12 protein-coding genes and 2 pseudogenes are annotated in these 20,475 nt (G+C 72.5%); 10 read left to right on the forward strand and 4 right to left on the reverse strand.

Annotation, left to right across the window (positions count from 1 at the left end):
• Nucleotides 1-219 precede the first annotated feature (219 nt).
• Nucleotides 220-465, forward strand: a pseudogene (locus tag ACZ4FV_RS47990) (transposase); the annotation flags it as partial.
• Here the strand turns inward: ACZ4FV_RS47990 and ACZ4FV_RS47995 are convergent.
• Together ACZ4FV_RS47995 and ACZ4FV_RS48000 are read right to left on the reverse strand one after the other, a co-directional pair.
• Nucleotides 463-1,245, reverse strand: a complete 783-nt coding sequence (locus tag ACZ4FV_RS47995) for a DUF6461 domain-containing protein (protein ID WP_465327492.1) — start codon at nt 1,243-1,245, stop codon at nt 463-465. The pseudogene ACZ4FV_RS47990 and the gene ACZ4FV_RS47995 sit on opposite strands and share 3 nt — an antisense overlap.
• A gap of 708 nt (nt 1,246-1,953) precedes the next feature.
• Entirely contained in the window at nt 1,954-2,412 is a 459-nt protein-coding gene (locus ACZ4FV_RS48000; RefSeq protein ID WP_465327495.1) for a hypothetical protein, read from the reverse strand.
• A gap of 381 nt (nt 2,413-2,793) precedes the next feature.
• On the opposite strand from ACZ4FV_RS48000, the gene ACZ4FV_RS48005 reads away from it, so the two are divergent.
• From ACZ4FV_RS48005 to ACZ4FV_RS48045, 9 genes are all read left to right on the forward strand, one after another.
• On the forward strand, nt 2,794-3,840 hold the full coding sequence (locus ACZ4FV_RS48005; protein WP_465327497.1) for a carbon-nitrogen hydrolase family protein: 1,047 nt from the start codon (nt 2,794-2,796) through the stop codon (nt 3,838-3,840).
• 242 nt (nt 3,841-4,082) lie between these two features.
• On the forward strand, nt 4,083-4,253 hold the full coding sequence (locus ACZ4FV_RS48010; protein WP_465327499.1) for a hypothetical protein: 171 nt from the start codon (nt 4,083-4,085) through the stop codon (nt 4,251-4,253).
• Nucleotides 4,254-4,256: 3 nt separating this feature from the next.
• Nucleotides 4,257-4,832 (forward strand): hypothetical protein, encoded by a 576-nt coding sequence (locus ACZ4FV_RS48015; RefSeq protein WP_465327501.1) that lies wholly within the window; start codon nt 4,257-4,259, stop codon nt 4,830-4,832.
• 1,239 nt (nt 4,833-6,071) lie between these two features.
• Nucleotides 6,072-6,452 carry a hypothetical protein gene (locus ACZ4FV_RS48020; protein ID WP_465327503.1) on the forward strand — a complete coding sequence of 127 codons (381 nt, stop codon included), beginning with the start codon at nt 6,072-6,074 and terminating at the stop codon, nt 6,450-6,452.
• A 271-nt stretch (nt 6,453-6,723) separates the two neighbouring features.
• On the forward strand, nt 6,724-7,704 hold the full coding sequence (locus ACZ4FV_RS48025; RefSeq protein ID WP_465327512.1) for a threonine ammonia-lyase: 981 nt from the start codon (nt 6,724-6,726) through the stop codon (nt 7,702-7,704).
• A 530-nt stretch (nt 7,705-8,234) separates the two neighbouring features.
• Nucleotides 8,235-8,372 carry a hypothetical protein gene (locus tag ACZ4FV_RS48030; protein ID WP_465327505.1) on the forward strand — a complete coding sequence of 46 codons (138 nt, stop codon included), beginning with the start codon at nt 8,235-8,237 and terminating at the stop codon, nt 8,370-8,372.
• Nucleotides 8,373-8,904: 532 nt separating this feature from the next.
• Entirely contained in the window at nt 8,905-17,058 is an 8,154-nt protein-coding gene (locus ACZ4FV_RS48035) for an SDR family NAD(P)-dependent oxidoreductase (protein ID WP_465327507.1), read from the forward strand.
• 440 nt (nt 17,059-17,498) lie between these two features.
• Nucleotides 17,499-17,948 (forward strand): nuclear transport factor 2 family protein, encoded by a 450-nt coding sequence (locus tag ACZ4FV_RS48040; RefSeq protein ID WP_395872764.1) that lies wholly within the window; start codon nt 17,499-17,501, stop codon nt 17,946-17,948.
• A 46-nt stretch (nt 17,949-17,994) separates the two neighbouring features.
• On the forward strand, nt 17,995-19,410 hold the full coding sequence (locus ACZ4FV_RS48045; RefSeq protein ID WP_465327510.1) for an NAD(P)/FAD-dependent oxidoreductase: 1,416 nt from the start codon (nt 17,995-17,997) through the stop codon (nt 19,408-19,410).
• Between the two features lie 123 nt (nt 19,411-19,533).
• Here the strand turns inward: ACZ4FV_RS48045 and ACZ4FV_RS48050 are convergent, their stop codons facing one another.
• Both ACZ4FV_RS48050 and ACZ4FV_RS48055 read right to left on the reverse strand, forming a co-directional pair.
• Complete coding sequence (locus tag ACZ4FV_RS48050) at nt 19,534-20,106, reverse strand: acyl carrier protein (RefSeq protein WP_465327514.1); 573 nt, start codon at nt 20,104-20,106, stop codon at nt 19,534-19,536.
• Between the two features lie 198 nt (nt 20,107-20,304).
• A pseudogene (locus ACZ4FV_RS48055) lies at nt 20,305-20,472 on the reverse strand (ketoreductase domain-containing protein); the annotation flags it as partial.
• Between the last annotated feature and the right edge of the window lie 3 nt (nt 20,473-20,475).

Consider the following 20,475-nt stretch of genomic DNA (forward strand, 5'->3'; position numbering starts at 1 on the left):
TCCAAAACCATCCCGCGCTCCTCAACGGCTTCCTCGCAGCAACCGACCTGACATGACGAACCAACAACAACCGAATCCGCAAAGCTCAGTAGTTCTCCATCCCCGGAAAGGTCGTTCCTGCCGGGGATTGTGCATTCGGCGGACAGCAGCGCGGCCGCCCTGGAAGCTTCGAGATGTCGAGTAACGAAGCAAACAGGAACGGCCGCTGTGACGAGTCCTCTGCAGGATCCCGCCCGCGTCGAGTCCCTGAACGTGTCGTCCCGCTTCAGGACGGACTTCCACGACTGCCTCACCACCCGTGCGGACGCGTTGTTCGAACCGACGGACGCGCTCTCGTGCGCCGACGACGCCGTGACCTCCCTGGTCGACCTCACCCTCACACCCGAACACCGGCGCGGCCACGGCGCCCTCTACGACGGATTGAACAGCGGCCGGGTCGACGAGGAACGCCTGCGAACCGTCCTATGTTTCGTCCGGGCGGAGGGGCCGGCCTCGCTGTGTCCGGTGGTGCATCATCGCGTGCTCGATCTGCTCGCGGGTCACTTCCTTGTGGAAGCCGTCACCGTTCGCGTCGGTGAGGTCGATCACGACGCCGGTCCAATCCTCGGCGGGTTCCTCCGGGACATGCCCCAGCCGGTACGCGGAGGTGTCCAGCAGGTCCTCGGTCAACCGCACACCGGTCAGCCGTTCGGCCAATGCCAGGACCGCGGCTTTGCGGTCGGACGTGTCGGCGTCGGACTCCTCGCCCATGTCGAACCCGGCCTCGCGCATCAGCGGCACCAGATCGTCCGGGGCGCTCCCGTGGCGGACCGTGGGCCACTCGAAACCGGCCCGCAGTTCGCCGTCCTCGTACCATGCGAACGTGTGGATGGGCTTCCCCCCGTTGCTGGAGTGCGTGACCGCGCGCGACCCCTCCGACAGGGTCTCCAGGAACCGCGGCCGCATGCCGATGCCTCCGTCGAAGTGCAGGACCAGGGTCCAGTCCCCGCCCTCGCCCGGCACCGCGCACACGCCGGCGAGGAAAAACTCGTCCCACTCGTCGGATCCGGCGAAAAGCTCTTCCTGGCGCTCGAAGAGTTCCTCGGCGCCCCGACACCCGCCGCGCGGCTCGGCACCCATCACCCGCAGCACCTCCTCGGGTGGGACACCCCGCACCAGCGTCAAGCAGTACCCGACTTCGATCCCCGGAGGGAACACGAACGAGGAACGTATCCAGCCGTAGTCGGCCGCAGTCGCCGCACTCATGCGCACACTCTCCCAACGACCACCGACACCAGGAACCGACTCCCCGGAGAACGGCCCGGCTGCGCCCACGGCAGGCGCGTCCCGCCGGGCGACGTCGGGCGCGACTCCCGGGCCCCTGCGGTCGCGAATCGACGTCGAACACGGCATCACCCACGCCGGCGGGTACGGCACCGGGGGCGGACGGGGCGAAGTCGCCGATCACACCGCGCCGTCGGACTCGGGGACGAGCATCCCTCGGATCCCGTCCCGCTTCGGCCGCGCGTCGCCGGCACGGCCACACATCGACCGCCCGGGGGTGTTGCCGCCCGGGCGCGGTGATGCTGCGGTCGAACGGACGAGCAAGCGGACGCCGCCGTGGGTGGAGGGTTCACGTTCCGTCGGCGCGGGTTGTGTCGGGTCGGGGGTGACACAACGTCGTGGGAGTTCGCCGTCTCGGGCAACTTCGACCGGCCGTGTGCGCCGGGCGCGGGGCTGTCACCGGGACCGCGTCACGGGTCGCGGTGTGACGGGGTCCCGGTCGCCGTCGGAATGAAGCGCCGGCGTTGCGGTGTCCTCGTGACCGCCGGGGGCGGTGCTCTGGCAGCGAAGCAGCGCACCTTGGGCAACGGGGTCGCCCACCTCGATGCCCGGTCCTGCCGTCGGATGTCGCTCGCACGTTCAGGCTTGCGTTGTCACGAGGGTGGCTTCCTCGGGTTCTCGGCCCGGCTTTCATGCTCGACCTGTTTCGGTCCCTTCGAGGGCCTTCCTCAATCGATGCCTCCATTGCTGGGACATCTCGGGCGACGCGGACAGGTGCCGGATCAGGTCGTGCGCGAGTGCGTGGTCGAAGCCCGGCGTGGCCTGCATCTCGAGGAGCCATGACGCCGCCGCTTGCATCCAGAACGGGCGGCGGGACTCGGCCGCCCAGGAGACCGTCAGTTCGAACAGGCGCTCCGGGGAGGCGATCCCACCGTCCGCGAGCGCGTCCCACCGGCCCCGGAACTCGCCCAGGCACTCCGACAGTCCGCGCTCCATGAACGGCCACATTGGCACGAAACCCGAGCCCTCAAGGCTCGCCCGCCCCTCGTCCACGACACCGACGCCGATCCGACCGGACACCAGAATTCCGATCCACGCCCCGTTGTCGCGTGGAAGCACCGGCCGCCACGTCGCCAGGTCCTCCCCCACACCGGCAAGCGTACCGACGTGCGTGACGGAGGCAACCCACGGACCGGGTCTGGGGCATACGCGTGGTGACCGCCCCGATCGCTCCGACCTGCGTCCTGTCTGCTGATGCCTTCGGTCGCCCGCGCGATCCCCGTCGGTCGCCGCCGGGAGGGCCACGAGGGTGTCCGAGAGGGCGAGCAGGACGGCCCCGCCCTTCGGAACGGCGACGATCGTCATCGTCCCGAAGGCGGTTTCCGCGTCCGGCCGTGGTGCGGGCGTGCCGTAGCGTCCCCGGTGTGGCGAGGACATTGAGGATCGCGGTTGCGCAGAGCACGGTGCCGCAGGACCCCACCGACCGGGACTCGCTGCGGGCGGGCGGCCGGCCGGGAGATCCGAGCCCTGATGGGCGAGGCCGCCGGAGTCGGTGCGCGGCTGGTGCAGTTCACCGAGGGAGCGCTCACCTACCCGGGCGGCATGATGACGGCCGGGCCGGGCGGCCACCGGGTGCCGGCGGACTGGAGCCGCGCCGCCTGGGAGGTGCTGCGCGAGGAGGCGCAAGCGATCGCCGGGTGCGCCGGCGCACTCGGCCTGTGGACGGTGTTCGGGTCGATCCATTCGCTCACCGAGCCGAACCGGCCGCACAACAGCCTGTACGTCGTTTCCGACCGCGGATGCCTGGTCGCCAGGTACGACAAGCGGTTCCTGTCGCACACCGAGGTGTCCTTCCTGTATTCCCCGGGCCGTGATCCGCTGGTCGTCGAAGTGGACGGCTTGCGATTCGGCTTCGCGCTGTGCATCGAGGCCAGGTTCCCGGAGCTGTTCGCCGAGTACGAGCGCCTGGACGTGGACTGCGTGCTGCTGTCGGTGATGGCCGACGACGCCTCGATGGTGCACCTGGCCCAGTCGTACGGAACGCTCTACAACTACTGGATGGGCTACTGCCCTCCGGCGCAGTTCGGCGCGACGGCTCCGGCCGGGATCGTGGCTCCGGGCGGGCGGTGGTTGGCGCGTGCGGCCGGCCACGGCCGCCCCGCCTTGGCGATCGCGGACATCGACCCGGACTCGCGGGAGCCCGACATCGACGCGGCCTTGCGGTACGCCCGCCCGTGGCGCCGCTCGGCCCGGTCCGGGCTCTCACCAGGCAGAGCGCCGCCGGACGGAGACGCCATAGCCGGCCCACCGAAGGCGCCATGCGGTCCACTTCCTGCTCGAACACGGGCACTTGGACGCGGTGGTGGAGGCAGCCCGCGTGGGGGAGTGGTTCTGTGCCCGGGGCGCGGTGAGGGAGTTCGTCGCGCGGGGCGAGTTCGATGCGACGTGGGAGGTGATCGCCCCCTACGCGGACACCGGATGGTGGCCGGCCGTCGAGAGGGCCGCCCTGCTGCTGGACGCCCGTGGTCGCGGCGAGGAGGCGATCGCGTTGGTGCGGGCCCGGGCCGAGGGCGGTGAACACGCGGCCTGGATACCGCCGGCAAGGCTCCTGGCCGGGAACGGACGGGTGAACGAGGCGATCGAGGTGCTGCGCCCGCGTCTGGGCGACTCGTTTCACCTCGAGGTCCTCGTCGAGGTCTGCGAGGGCCGCGACCGCGACGGGCAGGTGATTGCGCTGCTGCGCGTGCTCCTGGCCGCCGGCCGCGGGGCGTGGAACACCGCGATCGTGTTGGCCGGCGTGTTGGAGCGCGACGGGCGACGTGGACGAGGCCGTCGCGGTGCTGCGCACGCGCATCGACGAGGCCGGGCACACGTGCACGAACGAGGTCCGCGAATTGGCCGCGATCCGTGCCCGCAACGACCGGCCGGCGGAGTTGCGCCTGCTTGCCGCCGGCCCGCATGCGGTCTGGGCCGTCGGCCCTTTGGCGTGATGGTTGGCGGAGTTGGGGCGCCCGGACGAGGGTGTCGCGCTGCTGCGTTCCGCGGTCGCGGCGGGGGTCCCGCGTGCGGGGGCTGCGTTGGTGTTCCTGTTGGCGCACAACGGCCGCCTGGACGAGGCGGTGGAGGCCGTCCGGCCCGAACTGGGGTACCGGGACTGTGAGCCTGTGCTGTGCGAGTTCCTGGGGCTGCTGGTCGACGCGGGCCGTGCGCGGGAGGCGCTGGAACTGGCCACCGAGACGGCGGAGCGGACCCCCGACGTCACGTGGTACGTGGAGGAGTTGCGGCCCTGGTTGCTGTCCGAGGCCGGGATGGGCGATCAGGCGATGGCCGAGGTCTCGGCTCACGTGGAGGGCGGACACTGTGGCTCCGTCGAGCATTTGGCCGTGTTGTTGGAGGCCGAGGGCAGGGTCGACGAGGCGATCGACGCGTTGTGGGAGCGCGCCGCGGCCACTGGGCACGGCCGTTCCCGTCTGGCGCGCATGCTGATCGGGCAGGGGCGCGTGGACGAGGCGATCGCACTCCACCGCCTGCCGACGCCCGTTCCGGCCTCGGACGAACCACTCTTCTGATCGCGGCGGTGACCGGGCGGTGCGGGCCAGAGAATCGAAGGAGCGACGGAGCGATGGTCCTGCGGATCGGGGTGCCCACAACCGGCCGCTCCGCAAGACCGGGCGGTGTCGGCGTTCGCCCGCGCCCGATACCGAACCGCTTTCGCGGTGTGCGGACGGAGTCGGTCTACAGCTCCGGCGTGCTTCGAGGTGGTCCCGGGTGACGGGGGTGTGTGCGCGGGCGGCTTCGGTGTTGAACTCGGTCAGGCGTGCCTGGAGGCGGCTGGAGTCGACGCGGCTGCCGGCAACGACGCGTGCGGCGAGGCGGCAGGCGTGTTCGTCCTCGCGCAGCCGTAGCAGGACCGAGGTGGCCGGCAGTTGGTGGAGGCGCCGGCGCGTAGGCGGCCGGGGGCGGGGTGTAGGACGTCGTCGAGGTGGCGGGCGGCTTCGCGGGCATGGCCCAGGTCGCGCAGGGTGTGCATGACGGCCCCGGCGGAGTGCGTGGGGTATACGACGCGAACCAGGTCGAGTCGTTTCCGCCGCCGAGGTGTTCGAGATGGTTGCCCGCGTCGGCGAGGGCGCGGCGCGCCTCGTGCTCGTCGACGGTGAGGGCGTGGCCGCGGGCGTCGACCCCGTACAGCCGCGCCAACAGGGACGGCGGTGCGTGGCCGCCTGCCGCGGGCGAGTCGTACGGCGTCGGTTCCGTGTGGTTGGAAGACGGCCTGGGCGGCGAGGCTGGGGTTGACGTGCGCGGCGAAGGCGCGGTCCCCGGCGGCCTTGGCCATGCGCAGGGCCAGGATGAACTGGCGTTGCGCGGCCCCGTGGGCGCCGGCGTCGTAGAGCATGTGGCCCCACAACTCGGTCGACTGCGCGGCGGCGGAGAACAGTTCACGGCCGAAGGGTCGGTGTAGGAGCCGTTCAGGAGCAGGGCGAGGTGCCGGTCGAGGTAGGCGGACAGCCACGGGTGGGTCATCCCGCCGCCCTGTTCCCGGTCCTGCTGGGTGAACCGCGTGCGCGCCAGGTGCAGGGCCTCGATGTCGGCGGCGCTCACCCGTGCCCCAGCGCGGGATCGTTCGGCGGTGCGGTCGTCGGGGGTGAAGTGCCGGCCGAAGACGGCGGTGGGGGAGGCGGCTGCGGTGGACGCGGTGCCGAGCAGCAGATCGCGGCGGTGCACGAGCAACCGCCTCTTTCCCGGGCACGTGTCCGAGCCGTTGACAACCGGCGACGATGGTTGTCACACGCGGACGGAAAGGGCACGCCGTGCGACACGACACCAAGGCGCATCCACTCAACGCCGTCCTCCACGGCGGAGGCTGGAACGCCAGGACCTACCTGACCGCCGTGGCCGACGCGCAACGCGCCCTGGGCCTGAGCGTCTCCGCCATCCGCCCCGAAAAAGTCAGCCGATGGCTCGCCGGCACCACACCCGACGCCGACACCCAACTCGCGATGGCACACGTACACGGCATCCCCGCCGCCCGCGTGCAAGACCTGGGCCGGCCCCGCTGGTTACGCCCGGCCCTGCCCGACAACGACGACGAACTCCTGCAGGCCTGGACCACACACGCCGCCGTGAGTTCGGCACGACAGCGGACGAGCGGTCCACTTCACGTGGACGAACCCTTTTTCAGGAGCAAGTAGCCAGCCGGCCACCGCATCTCGTGCTCGCATTCCCGGCCTCCCTTTCACGGGCCCAATTCGCACTCCGCGCTCGGGGTCGGGCCCGCGCCCGTGCCTGTGCCCGTGCCCAGGGCACGTTGAAGGCTGCGGAACGTGGCCGAGACGCCAGGGGACGGGAGGGTTGGTTCCGCCTTGGCGTAACCGACGCGATCAAGCATTCGCGCTACCGCGGGGAGTGCTCGGCGGCGGAGTATTCGGTGGAACAGCGCCGGCGGCGCTAGTCTTTCGTGTCGTGCAGGAGACGCGCCTCGACACTGCTCGGATCCGGGCCGCTCGCCGATTGATCGACCCGATTTTTCTCGACACTCCGCTCTACCGCTGCGAGGCGCTGGAGCCCGGCCTCGGGTGCAGGGTGAGCATCAAGCTCGAAACGGCGAACCCGGTCCGCAGCTTCAAGGCCCGCGGCACCGAGGTGGTCGCGAGCCTGCTCCCCGACAATGGTCCGCGAGCCGTGGTGTGCGCCAGCGCAGGCAACCTTGGCCAAGCCCTTGCCTGGTCCGGTCGCGGCCGAGGGCTCGACGTGACCGTCGTGGCATCCCGCTTTGCGACTGTGGCCAAGCTTGATCGCATCCGCGCGTTGGACGCCAGGTTGGAGCTGGTGGACGGCGACCACGAGTCGGCTCGCGAGCGGGCGGCGGCCATCGCGCGGTACAACGGCATCCGGCTGGTCGAAGACAGTCTGGACATCGAGACCTGCGAGGGCGCGGCGACCGTCGGCCTGGAACTGGTGGACACCGCACAGACGTTCGACACCGTCCTGATTGCTCTCGGAGGCGGGGCGCTGGCCACCGGCGTGGGTCATGTGGTGAAAGCCTTGGTACCCGAAATCGAGGTGATCTGCGTCCAGCCGCTGGGCGCACCGGCGATGACCCACTCGTGGCACCAACGACGTGTCGTCACCACCGACTCGACCGACACCATCGCCGACGGCGTCGCCGGCCGGCGTCCCATCCCGGCCGTCTTGGACGATCTCCTCCTCGTCGCTGACGACGCCGTCCTGGTCCGGGAGGCGTCGATCATCGCCGGTATGCGGATGCTCCTCGACCACGCCGGCCTCGTCGTCGAACCGTCGGCCGCGCTCGGCATCGCAGCTGTCCTCGAAGACCGTGACCGCTTCGCCGGCCGACACGTAGTCACCATCGTGTGCGGCAGCAACGTCGACGTGGACGCCTATCACCGCTGGGTCGGTGCGGCTCCCATCCATAGGTCTTGACAATTGCTCCGACGGCCCCGGACGGTGGTTGTGTCATGGTCGGCTACGGATGGTCGCCTGATTGATGCCCGCGCGGCGTGATCGTCTCCACGAGTCGTGTCAGTGGGATGAAGCTGCCGCCGGTTCCGAGTTCTTGCGGCGTCGGGTCGGCAGACGTGGGGAGGCCGGCGAGTGCGACGACAGCTTCGCGGTCGCCTTCCAGAGCTTCTCGCCACCAGTCGCTGGGCGCCGTCCTGACCGCTCGGCACCCGGCTCCCCGCCGCCCGACGGCTCTACCTCACGGCCACGCCTCGGGTCTGGGAGCCTCCTGGGAACAGCGCCTACAGCGAAGCCGCCACGGCGGACAGCGACGAACTCCCCGGCCCTCGCCGAGGACGACGCGTGGGAGGACCCCGACCTCGACGACCGGGACGACACCACCGACGAGGGTGGGCCGGCCGAGGCAAGGGACGAAGGCCAAGACGGTCGGCCGGTCCGCGTACGGGGCGGTCGGCCCGTGCACTCGGCTCTGTCGGCCCGCGGTCGCGTCGATGGACGAGGAGACGATCTCGGTCGAACACGGTGGTGCGGCGCATCAGGTCGAGCTCGGGGTCGCCCTCGCGAACGCACGGCAGCGGCGGGCCGGCTTCGCGCCGGAGCGGCTCGACGCGCTCTCCGCGCTCGGATGAGGCGGACGTGAGTTCGGGGCATCGACGCCTGGATGTGGCAGGCCCGGTTCCCAACGCCGGCGCTCGGTAAGGGGGTTCGGGCGGAGGATCTGGGGTGGCCCGAGCGGATGATGGGGTTGGGCTCCGGTACTGGGCTCAATAGCGTGACGGGCAGCCCTGTTGTGATCGTCCGCCAGTGTCGGTGCGCGGTGCCAGTGCCGTTGGCGAAACGGAAACGGGAGTTCTCCGTGGATAGTTGTCCGGCTGCTCGCCCCCGACCACTGCGGGGATGGGTGCTCCCACCCGCAAGAACAAAGCCCGTCAAGGTGCCGGCGGGCCGCTGCCGTCGGCGCGTCGAGCCGACGTCCGAGACCGCCTGCCTGGTGGCGGCAAGCGGTGACGGCTCATTCGGTCGCCCTCGTTCGCGTGAGGCGAACAGGCCGTACATCCATGGTGTGGTGAAGACGGGGCGGCGGGCGATGCACGGGTCGGCCCAACGCCCTTCGGCCGGGGCCTCTTCCCCGCTCTGCCACTGCGACGAACGGAGTTCGGCGTGACCGCCCCTTCGGACCGGCTCGTCGACGCGCTCCGGGCGTCGCTGACGCAGAACGAACGGCTGCGCGCGAAGAACGAGCAACTCACCGCGCGTAACGAGGAGCTGGCCGCAACATCCGGCGAGCCGATCGCGATCGTGGGGATCGGCTGCCGTTACCCCGGCTCGGTGTCCAGCGCCCAGGATCTGTGGCAGCTGGTCGTCGACGGCACCGACGCCATCGGCGACCTCCCGGACGATCGCGGCTGGAAGCAGCAGGTGCTCGACCTCGCCGCGGCCGGCGACGGCATCGGCCCGGCCCCGCAGGGCGGCTTCATCGACGATGCCGACCGCTTCGACGCGTCCGTCTTCGGCATCGCGCCTCGCGAGGCGTTGGCGATGGACCCCCAGCAGCGGCTGCTCCTGGAGACCTCCTGGGAGGTCTTCGAAAGCGTCGGCATCGTGCCGTCCTCGATGAAGCGCAGCCGAACCGGCGTCTTCATCGGCGGCACGGGCACCGGCTACGGCGCCGGGGTCACGACGCTGCCCGAGGGCGTGGGCACCTACCTGGTCAGCGGTACCTCCAGCAGCGTCATCTCGGGCCGACTCTCCTATGTCTACGGCCTGGAGGGCCCGGCGGTCACGGTGGACACCGCCTGCTCCTCCTCACTGGTCGCGCTGCACCTGGCCGCTCAGGCGCTGCGCAACGGGGAGTGCTCGCTGGCGCTGGCCGGTGGGGTGACCGTGATGTCCACCGCCAGCATCTTCCACGGGTTCAGCAGCCAGGGCATGATGGCCCCGAACAGCCGCTGCAAACCGTTCGCCGCCGCGGCCGACGGAACCTCCTGGGCCGAGGGTGTGGGCCTGCTCCTGGTCGAGCGGCTGTCGGACGCGCGGCGCAACGGCCGGCGGGTACTGGCCGTGCTGCGCGGTTCGGCGGTCAACCAGGACGGCGCGTCGAACGGGCTGACCGCGCCCAACGGTCCCTCCCAGCAGCGGGTCATCCGGGCCGCCCTCGCCGACGCCGGCCTGTCGCCCGACCAGGTCGACATGGTCGAGGCGCACGGCACCGGCACCACGCTCGGCGATCCGATCGAGGCGCAGGCCCTGTTGGCCACCTACGGACAGCAGCGCGACCCCGAACTTCCTTTGTGGCTGGGGTCGGTCAAGTCCAACATCGGCCACTCCCAGGCCGCCTCGGGTCTCGCCGGTGTGATCAAGACCGTCATGGCGCTGCGCAACGGGCAAGTGCCACGTACCCTGCACGTCGACGCCCCCTCACCGCACATCGACTGGTCCGCCGGGGATGTCCGCCTCGCCGAAGAACCGCGCGACTGGCCGCGGTTGGGCCGGCCGCGCCGCGCCGCGGTCTCCTCGTTCGGTCTCAGCGGGACCAACGCGCACGTCATCCTGGAGCAGGCCGACCCCGACGACGACCCGCCGCCGGCCGAACCCGGGAAGCAGCTCGCGGACGGTCCGCTGGGCCATGGTCCGGTGCCGTGGCTGCTGTCCGCGGCCACCCCGGAGGCGCTGCGGGCCCGCGCCCGACAACTGGCTACCTGGAGCGTGCGCGAGCCGCGACCGGACCCCGTCGCGGTCGGCGCCGCGCTGGCCACCACCCGTACCGTCTTCGAACACCGCGCGGTCGTCCTGGTCGACGACCTCGACCGGGCCCGGGAACCGCTGCGCGCCCTCGACTCCGGTGTCCCGTCACCGCTGCTGGTCGAGGGGTCGGCCGCCGTCCGCGGCAAGGTCGTCTTCGTCTTCCCCGGCCAGGGCTCCCAGTGGACCGGGATGGCGACCCGACTACGCGACGAATGCCCGGAGTTCGCTGCTCACCTCGCCGCGTGCGAGGAGGCCCTCGCGCCCTGGACCGACCGGCCGCTGAGCGAGGTGCTGGACGACGAGGCCGCGCTCACCCGGGTCGACGTCGTGCAACCCGCGCTGTGGGCGGTCCTGGTGTCCCTCGCGCGGCTGTGGCAGGACCACGGTGTGCGGCCGGCCGCCGTCCTGGGCCACTCCCAGGGGGAGATCGCCGCGGCCTGTGCGGCGGGCGCGCTGTCGCTCGAAGACGGCGCCAAGGTCGTCGCGTTGCGCAGCCGGGCGATCGCCGCGGAATTGGCCGGGCACGGCGGGATGGCCTCGGTGGCGCTGCCGGTCGATGCGGTCCTGGCCCGTTTCCAGGGCGCCGACCACCGGCTGTCGATCGCCGCCCACAACGGCCCTCGCTCCACCGTCGTCTCCGGTGATCAGGACCGACTCGCCGACTTCTTGCGGGCCTGCGAGGCCGAGGGGGTGCGCGCGCGCCACATCCCCGTCGACTACGCCTCGCACTCCGCACAGGTCGAGTCCCTGCGCGACCGGCTGCTGACGGACCTCGCGGATATCCGACCCCGCGGTTCCGATCTGCCGTTCTGGTCCACCGTCACCGGCGACTGGATCGACACCGCGCGACTGGACGCCGACTACTGGTATCGCAATCTGCGACAGACCGTCCTGCTGGAGGAGGGCGTACGCGCCCTGCTCGCGAGCGGTCACGGCGTCTTCGTCGAGACCAGTCCGCACCCGGTACTCACGGCGGCCGTCGAGGAGTGTGCCGAGGACGCCGAGGCGGACGCCGCCGTCATCGGCACCCTGCGGCGCGCCGACGACTCCCTGTCGCGCTTTCGTACCTCGCTGGCCGAGGCCGCGGTCCGTGCCGGCAGGATCGGACTCGGCCCGCTGTTCGCCGGAATCGACGCCGCAGACGTGGCGCTGCCCACCTACCCGTTCCAGGGCGCCCGCTACTGGCTGTCGCCCGGCGCCACCGCGATCGAACCCGGCGCGCTGGGCCTGGACGCCGCCGACCATCCGGTACTCGGTGCGGCGGTGGAACTGGCCGACCGCGACGCGGTCGTCCTCACCGGTGTCGTCGACGCCGCCGACCCTTCGGTGCGGCATGATGCACAGGGCCTGCCCACGCTCGGCGCCGCCGCCCTGGCGGAGCTGGCGGTACGCGCCGCCGACGAGGTCGGCGCCACCGTGGCGGGGCTGGTCCTGGATCGGCCGCTGGTGCTGCCCACGGCAGGTGCCACCCGCATCCAGGTGACCGCCGCCGGGATCGGCGGCTCCGCCGGTACGCTCACCGTGCACGCACGCCATCCCGCCACCGCGGGCGGCCGATGGGTCCGGCACGCCGGCGCCACCCTCACCGATGTGTCTCCTCCGCCGGTCGTGGAGGACGGCAACCGGCCGCCCCCGGACGCGGATCCGCTCCCGCTTCCGGACGACGACGGCAGCCCCGATGGGGCGGTGGTCCGCGGGTTGTGGCGGCGCGGCGGCGACGTGTTCGCCGACGTGGTCCTCGGCGAGAACGCCCGCGAGGTACGGGGTTACCACATCCACCCCGCGTTGTTCGACGCCGCGCTCCGGGCCTGGCACCTCGCCCGATCGCCGCACGACGAGGGCACCGGCCGGCTGCCCACGTCGCTGGGCCGCGTCGCCGTGCACGCCATCGGCGCCGACTCCGCCCGCGTCCGACTGCGTCCGGGCGCCGACGACACGGTCACCGCAATGTTCGCCGATGCCGCCGGGCAGCCACTGGCCGACCTGGGCCCGGTGGTCTTCGGGCCGGTGGCCGCAGGGAACTCGGCGGTGCCCGCGGACCTGCCGCACGACACGCTCTTTAGCGTCGAGTGGGCAGCGGTGACCATAACACCGGAGACGCCGCCCGCGAACTGGGCGCTGCTCACCGACGACCCCGGCCACGTCGGGCTGTCCGCCGCGCTCCGCGATACCCGTACCGAGACCGGCACCGGTGCCGAAGTGTGGGTTCACCGCGACCTGGCCACCCTGACCGCCGCCGTCGCCGCGGGCGCCCGCGCCCCGGACGTCGTCGTCGTCCCGGCCGCCGCTTCCGGCGCCGGCCCCGAGGCCGCCGCATGCGCGGCCCTGGAGCTAATGCAGGCGTTCGTGGCCGACGATCGGCTCGCGGACAGCCGCTTGGTCCTGCTCACCCGGTCCGCGGTCGTCGCGAGCGTCGGCGAGGCGCCGGACCTGGAGGCCGCGCCCTTGTGGGGCCTGGTCGGTTCGGCCGACGCCGAACACCCGGGACGGGTCCTCCTGCTCGACACCGGCACCGATACCGGCACGGACATCGCTACCGATACGACCACCGACACCCGGGTCTTCGCCGATCTCCTGTGCGAAGCCCTGACAGCCGGCGAACCCCGACTCGCCATCCGCGCCGGCACCCTGCGGGCCCCCCGCCTCAGCCGCGCCGGCACCACCCCCGCAGCCGACCACACCCCGCTCGATCCGAACGGCACCGCGCTGATCACCGGCGGCACCGGCACCCTCGGCGCACTCCTGGCCCGCCACCTCGTCCGCAACCACGGCGTCCGACACCTGCTGTTGCTCAGCCGCCGCGGCCCGGCCGCCCCCGGCGCCGCGGAACTCACCGCCGAACTCCACGAATTGGGCGCCCACGTCACCGTCGCCGCCTGCGACGCCGCCGACCGAAACGCGCTCGCCGCCGTCCTGGCCGCCGTGCCCGTGGACCACCCCCTCACCGCCGTCGTGCACGCCGCCGGCGTCCTGGACGACGCCGTCCTGGACGCCCTGACCCCGGAACGCGTGGCCGGCGTCTTCCGCCCCAAGGCGGACGCCGCACGGCACCTCGACGAACTCACCCGCGACGCGCCCCTGGCCGCGTTCGTACTGTTCTCCTCCGCCGCGGGGGTCCTCGGCACCGCCGGCCAGGCCAACTACGCGGCCGCCAACACCTTCCTGGACGCCCTGGCCGCGCGACGCCGCGCCCACGGCCTGCCCGGCACCGCGCTGGCCTGGGGCATGTGGGCGGAACTGAGCGAGCTGACCCGCCGCGTACAGACCGCCGGCCAGGACAGAATGGTCGATGCCGGCTTCCGCACCCTGTCCACCGCGGACGGCCTCGCCATCTTCGACGCCGCGGTGCGTACCGACACCGCCCTGTTCGTGCCGCTGCCGACCGACCTCGCCGCACTCACCCGGCAACTCGCCGGCAATCCGCCGCCCCCGCTCTACCGTGGTCTGCTCCGTACTCCCCTGCGTCGTGCGGTGGGCACGAAAGCAGGCAACAGCCCGGACCTGGCCGCCCGGTTGGCCGGTGAGCCCCCCGCCGAACGCACCCGGATCCTGCTCGACCTCGTCCGCGAACAGGCCGCAGCCGTGCTCGGCCACGCCGGCGTCGACGCGGTCGGTCCCGGGCGGCCGTTCCGCGAGTTGGGCTTCGACTCGCTCAGTTCGGTGGACCTGCGCAACCGACTCGCCGCCGCTGTCGGCCTGCGCCTGCCGGTCGGCCTGATCTACGACCACCCCACGCCCGGCGCGCTCGCCCAGTACCTGCGCTCCCGACTCACGGGAGACCCGGACGAGGCCGCCGGCCCGGTCCTCACCCGCCGCGACGTGCCGGTCGGCGAGGACGACCCGGTGGTCGTCGTCGGCATGAGCTGCCGACTCCCCGGCGGGATCGAATCGCCGGACGAGTTGTGGAACCTGCTGGCGTCCGGCGGCGACGCGGTCGGGCCCGTCCCGGACGACCGCGGCTGGAACCTGGAACGGTTCGCGGCCTGGAACCAGGCCATGCCCGGCGTCGGCCTGCTGTCCGAGGGCGGCTTCATCACCGGTGCCTCGGGTTTCGACCCGGCGTTCTTCGACATCAGCCCGGAAGAGGCATTGGTGATCGACCCCCAGCAACGGCTGTTGCTGGAGTTGGCCTGGGAGGCGCTGGAGCGTACCGGCGAGGACCCACGACAGCTGCGCGGGTCGCGCACCGGTGTCTACCTCGGCACCTTCTCCCAGAACTACGTCTCCGACCTGCGGCAGGTGCCCGAGGCGAGCCTGCCCTACGTGTCCTCCGGCGCCGGTTCGCCGTTCGCCTGCGCCCGGGTGGCCTACACCTTCGGTCTGGAGGGGCCGACGCTCGCCGTCGACACCGGCTGTTCGTCCTCCGGCGTCGCGTTGCACCTGGCCTGCCAGGCGCTGCGGCGCGGCGAGTGCGCTTCCGCGCTGGTCGGCGGCGTCACCGTGCTGGCGTTCCCGGCCGCGTTCGAGAACCTCGGCGGTATCGCCTCCGACGGCCGCTGCAAGTCCTTCTCGGCCGACGCCGACGGCACCGGGTGGGGCGAGGGCGCCGGCGTGCTGGTCGTCGAACGCCTCTCCGAGGCCCGCCGCCGGGGTCACCGGGTGCTCGCGGTGATCCGCGGCTCGGCCCTGAACCACAACGGCGCCAGCAACGGGCTGACCGCACCGCACGGCCCCTCGCAGAGTCAGGTCATGCGCCTGGCTCTCGCCGAGGCCGGCCTCGGCCCCACCGACATCGACGTGATCGAGGCACACGGCACCGGTACCCCCCTGGGCGACGCGGTCGAGGCGGAGGCGGTCATCGACGCGTACGGGCGACACCGTCCCGCCGACCGCCCCCTGTGGGTGGGCAGCGTCAAGGCCAACATCGGCCACCCCCACGCCGCTTCCGGTGTCGTGGGCGTGATCAAGACGATCCTGGCCATGCGGCACGGCATCGTGCCCGAGGCGTTGCACGCCGCCGAGCCACTGGCCGACGTCGACTGGAAGGACAGCGGAATCACCCTGGCCCATCGGGCCGTTCCGTGGCCGGAGACCGGGCGGCCGCGCCGCGCCGGGGTGTCCTCGTTCGGTGGCAACGGCACCAAGGTGCACCTCATCCTCGAACAGGCGCCCGACGACCCCACCGCACCGCCTTCGCGGGACGCCCCCGACACCGGGTCGGCGCCGCTGCCCTGCCTGCTGTCGGCCCGCACCGGCCCCGCCCTGGCCGAACAGGCCCGCAGGCTGCGCGAACGGCTGGTCGAGGCGGACACCGTCACCCCGACCGACGTCGCCTGGTCGCTGGCCACCACGCGCAGCGCATTCGAGGAACGCGCCGTGATCCTGGCGCGGGATCGGTCCGAACTCCTGGACGCCCTGGCCGCCTTGGCCGCCGGCCTCCCCCATCCCGCCCTGGTCACCGGCCGGTCCGCGAGCGAGGGCGCACGCCTGGTGGCCCTGCTGCCCGACGCCGAGGAGCGCCTGCCCGCCGCCGAGGCCGAGTTCTACGCCGCGTTTCCGGCCTACGCGCATGCCTGGGACGGAGCCGCCGGCGCCCTCGCCCCCTACCTGGACCGGCCGCTGCCCCTCCCGGGCACGGACGGCGAACCGCTCGTCTCCGCGGCCGCGTTCGCGTCGCACGTCGCCGGCTACCGGCTGTTGGAGAGCCAGGGTCTGCGCCCGGACGCCCTGCTGGGCCGCGGCCTCGGACAGATCGCCGCGGCCCACCTCGGCGGCAGCCTGACCCTGCGTCAGGCTGCCGCGGTGGTCGCCGGTCGTACGGACGACCTCGACGACCGTACGATCGCGCGGCCGCGAATTCCCGCGCTGCGGGCGGGCAGCGGCAAGCCGATCGACGCCGAGGCCCTGCTCACCGGCGCCGCACCGGTCGTCGGCGAACCGACGCGAGAACGCGGCGGCGCGTCCGAGGCACGCGGCACCGACCTCGTCGTGAACCTCGGTGCCGCCGAGGACCGGCCCGACTCGGGAGCGGCCGTCACCGTTCACCTCCGGCAGGCCCCCGGATCCGGAGCGATCGCGTCGGCGCTGGCCCGGTTGTACGTGGCCGGCGCCGACCTGGATCACGCCGCGCTGTTCCGCGGCGTCCAGGCCCGGCGGATCGACCTGCCGACCTACCCGTTCCAGCGCGAGCCGTACTGGCTGGGCGCGTTCCGGCCGAGCACCACCGACGGAGGGAGCACCATGCCCGACGAGCCGACCCGCAAGAAGATCATCACCGAGTACTACCGCAGGCTCAACGCCGGGGACGTCGCCGGCGTGGTCGCCATGTTCGCCGGAGACGGATACATCGAAGACCCCCTGGGCGCTCCCGTCACCCGCGGCCACGAGGCGCTGCGCCACTTCTACGACGTCACCATCACCCAGGCCGACATCAAGGACACCGTCCACTCGATCGTCGGCGCACACGACGACCGCCACGTCGCGGCCGCGGTCACCGCCGATCTGATCAACGTGGAGGACCCCGAGCGCAAGCGGGTCACCGTCGACGCCGTGATGACGTTCCGCATCGACAACGACGGACTCATCGAAGAGGCCAGGACCTTCTGGGGCGCCACCGACGTGACCATGTGACCTCGCGCCCATCGCGGCGCAGCGCCGTGGTTCATGTGACCTCGCGCCCATCGCGGCGCAGCGCCGTGGTTCAGCCGGCGTCCCGGCCGGCGGCCGGGACGCCGGCGGCGTGTCCGTCGTGGTGCGGCCGGCCGATCGCGTTCGTGGGCTCGGCGGCGACACGTGCCGTCGACGGGCGGCGCGGAGCGGTTCGGCCGCCGGATCACCTCGACCCCGCTGCCGGCGGGAGCCGCGGCCGGCGTCGCCTGTTCCCGCCGGACTCGGACTACGCCGGACGGGATACCGGAGAACCGATGGCCACCCGGCGCACCCCTAACCTGTGCGGGCGTACCCCTGAACCGCGGTTCTAGGCGGTTGCCGCCGGGGTGCCGCGTGTCAGAGTCCGGCTATGCCTGTCACCACTTCGTCCCCGGTCGGACCGCGGGCGCCGGGAGGTTGCCGTGCCCGATGAGAATCTGCGCAAGCACCTGGTGGTAGAGCACTGCCGCCGGGTGAACGCCGGCGATCTGGAAGGCCTACTGGCCCTCTATTCGCCGCATGTACGGTTCGAGGACCCGGTGGGTACCGGGCCGCAGAGCGGGATCGAGGCGTTGCGCGCGCACGCGGGCGCGGCCATCGCCTGCCGGGCCTTCGAGGATTCCGGTGTACCGGTGGCGGCGCAGGACGGTGCGAGCGCCGCGGTACCGGTCGTCACGACCATGAACTACCAGCCCTGGGGACCGAATCTGGTGCGCCTCGGGTTCATCCCCGCGCCGCCCGAGGAGAGCGACCCCGGCACGCGCATCCGCTTCGACTACGTGATGGCCATCAAGGTCGGGGCCGACGGACTGATCGCCGAGATGCAGGGCTACTGGGGCCTGTCCGACGTGGTGTTCCTGGACCCCGCATGACGCGGCCTCCCCTGCCCCGAACGACGACTGGAAGGGTGGCGTACCGATGACCGACTCGAAGCACGCCGTGGTGCTGGGTGCCGGACTCGCGGGGATGCTGACCGCGCGCGTACTGGCGGGCCATGTGGACTCCGTCACCGTGGTGGACCGCGATGTGATGCCCGACGGTCCGTATCCGCGCAAGGGCCTGCCGCAGGCCCGCCACGCGCATCTGCTGATGTCCGGCGGCGCCCGGGCGATCGACAGCCTGTTGCCCGGTACCACCGACCGACTGCTCGCCGCTGGGGCGCACCGGATCGGGCTGCCCGCGAACGTCGTGTCGCTGACCGCGTACGGCTGGCAACAGCGGTTCCCGGGCAGCCAGTTCATGATCACGTGTAGTCGAGAGCTGCTCGACTGGACGGTACGGGACACCGTGCTGCGCGATCCGCGGATCACCCTACGCGAAGCGATGGACGTGCTCGGTCCGCGCACGGAGTTCGGACGGGTCACCGGGATCGACCTCCGGCCGCGCGACGGTTCGGCCGGACCGACCCCGCTGGCGGCCGACTTCGTGGTCGACAGCACCGGCCGCGGGTCGCCGGCCAAGAAGTGGCTGGCGGAGCTGGGTGTACCTCCCGTGCGGGAGGAGACCGTCGACTCCGGGCTGCGCTACTCCAGTCGGATCTTCCGCGCGCCGGTGGGGGCGGAGAAGGACTTTCCCGTGGTCAGTGTCTACCCGGACCACCGCTCGGGGCGCCCGGGGCAGAGCGCGGTGCTCGTCCCGATCGAGGGCGGCCGGTGGATCGTCACCATCTCCGGGACCCGGGGCGCGGAACCACCCGGCGGCGAGGAGGGTTTCGCCGCGTTCGCCGGGGCGGTTCGGCACTCGATCGTCGGCGACCTGATCGCCGCCGCCGAACCGGTCACCGAGGTGCAGGGCTCGCGCAGCACGATGAACCGGCGGCTGCACTACGAGCAGGTCAACCCGTGGCCCGCGGGCTTCGCCGTGCTCGGAGACGCGTTGGCGGCCTTCAACCCGGTGTACGGACACGGGATGAGCTGCGCCGCGCACAGCGCCCTCGCCCTCGACGGCGAGCTGCGCCGGCTCGGCGGCCTCGTTCCCCAGCTCGCTCGGCGCGTCCAGCGGGCGGTCGCGGCGGCGATCGACGACGCGTGGATCCTGGCGACCAGCCAGGACCTCGACTATCCGGGCTGCCGCTCGGAGGTCACCGACACCCGGTTGGCCAACCCCTCCCCGGCGGGACGGCGGTTCGCGGACCTGGTCTCGACCGCGGCGCTCTCCGAACCCACCGTCGCCGTCGCGACGATGGAGGTCACCACGCTGTCCGCGCCGCTGACCCGGCTACAGGCGCCCGAGGTGCTCGCCGCGGTCCGTCGGTTCGCCGCCGGCCCGGCCACCCGCCCGGTCTCGGCCGAACCACCGTTGAAGCCGGACGAGTCGGCGCTGCTCGGCCACTGACGGCGAGAAGGGGGCGGTCGGCGCAGGCCGACCGCCCCCTTGCGCGCTCTGTCGGCGGGTTCGCGCCGGTGAACGAGGATCGACCCCGCCCTGTCATGGGCGGGGCCGATCCTCGTGCGCGGGTCAGGACTCGCCGGAGTCGTCGAGCGCCAGGCGGATGAGTTCGTCGGCGTCCATCAGGGCGATCGACGCGACGGCCTCCTCGTCGAACCCGTCGTCGGTGCCGTTTCCGGCCGATCCCGGCGCGGCGGCGTCCCGGGAAGGGCCGTCCTCCGCGGCGGCGTCCGGTGCGCCGACCGGTGCCGGAGCGAGGTCGTCGAGCAGCCGACGAGCCAGCTCGACCGGGGTGGGGTGATCGAAGATCAGGGTGGCGGGCAGTCGCCGGCCGGTGTCCGCGGTGAGGCGGTTGCGCAGTTCGACGGCGGTGAGCGAGTCGAAGCCGAGGTCCCGGAAGGCCCGGTCCGGATCCACCGCGCCGGCCGAGCCGTGACCCAGAACCGCTGCGACGTTGGCGCGAACCAGGTCGAGCAGAAGCTCCTCCCCATCGGCCGCGGACAGACCGGACAGCCGCTGGTCGAGCGAAGGGCCCGAGGCCGCCGTATCGGCGGACGCGGCGCGCCGGGCCGGCCCCCGGGCCAGGCCGCGCAGAATCGGGGCCACCAGGCCGGCCGGTAGCGCGCCGGGGTCGATGCGCACGGGCGCCAACAGCGGTTCGTCGGTGCCCCGGGCCGTGTCGAAGAGCGCGAGTCCCAGGTCGGACGCCATCGGCACGATCCCGCCACGCGCCATCCGGGCCAGGTCCGCGTCGGCGAGTGCGCCGGTCAGCCCGCTGGCTTCGGCCCACAGGCCCCAGGCCAGCGAGGTGGCAGTCAGGCCGCGCGCGTGCCGGTCCTGGGCGAGGGCGTCCAGGAAGGTGTTGGCGGCGGCGTAGTTGGCCTGTCCCGCACTGCCGAGCAGGCCGGCAAGAGAGGAGAAGAGGACGAAGGCGGAGAGGTCGTGGTCGGCGGTGAGTTCGTGCAGGTTGACCGCGCCGTCGACCTTGGATCGCAGGACCCGCTCCAGACG

The sequence above is a fragment of the Embleya sp. NPDC025285 genome, from assembly GCF_055558835.1.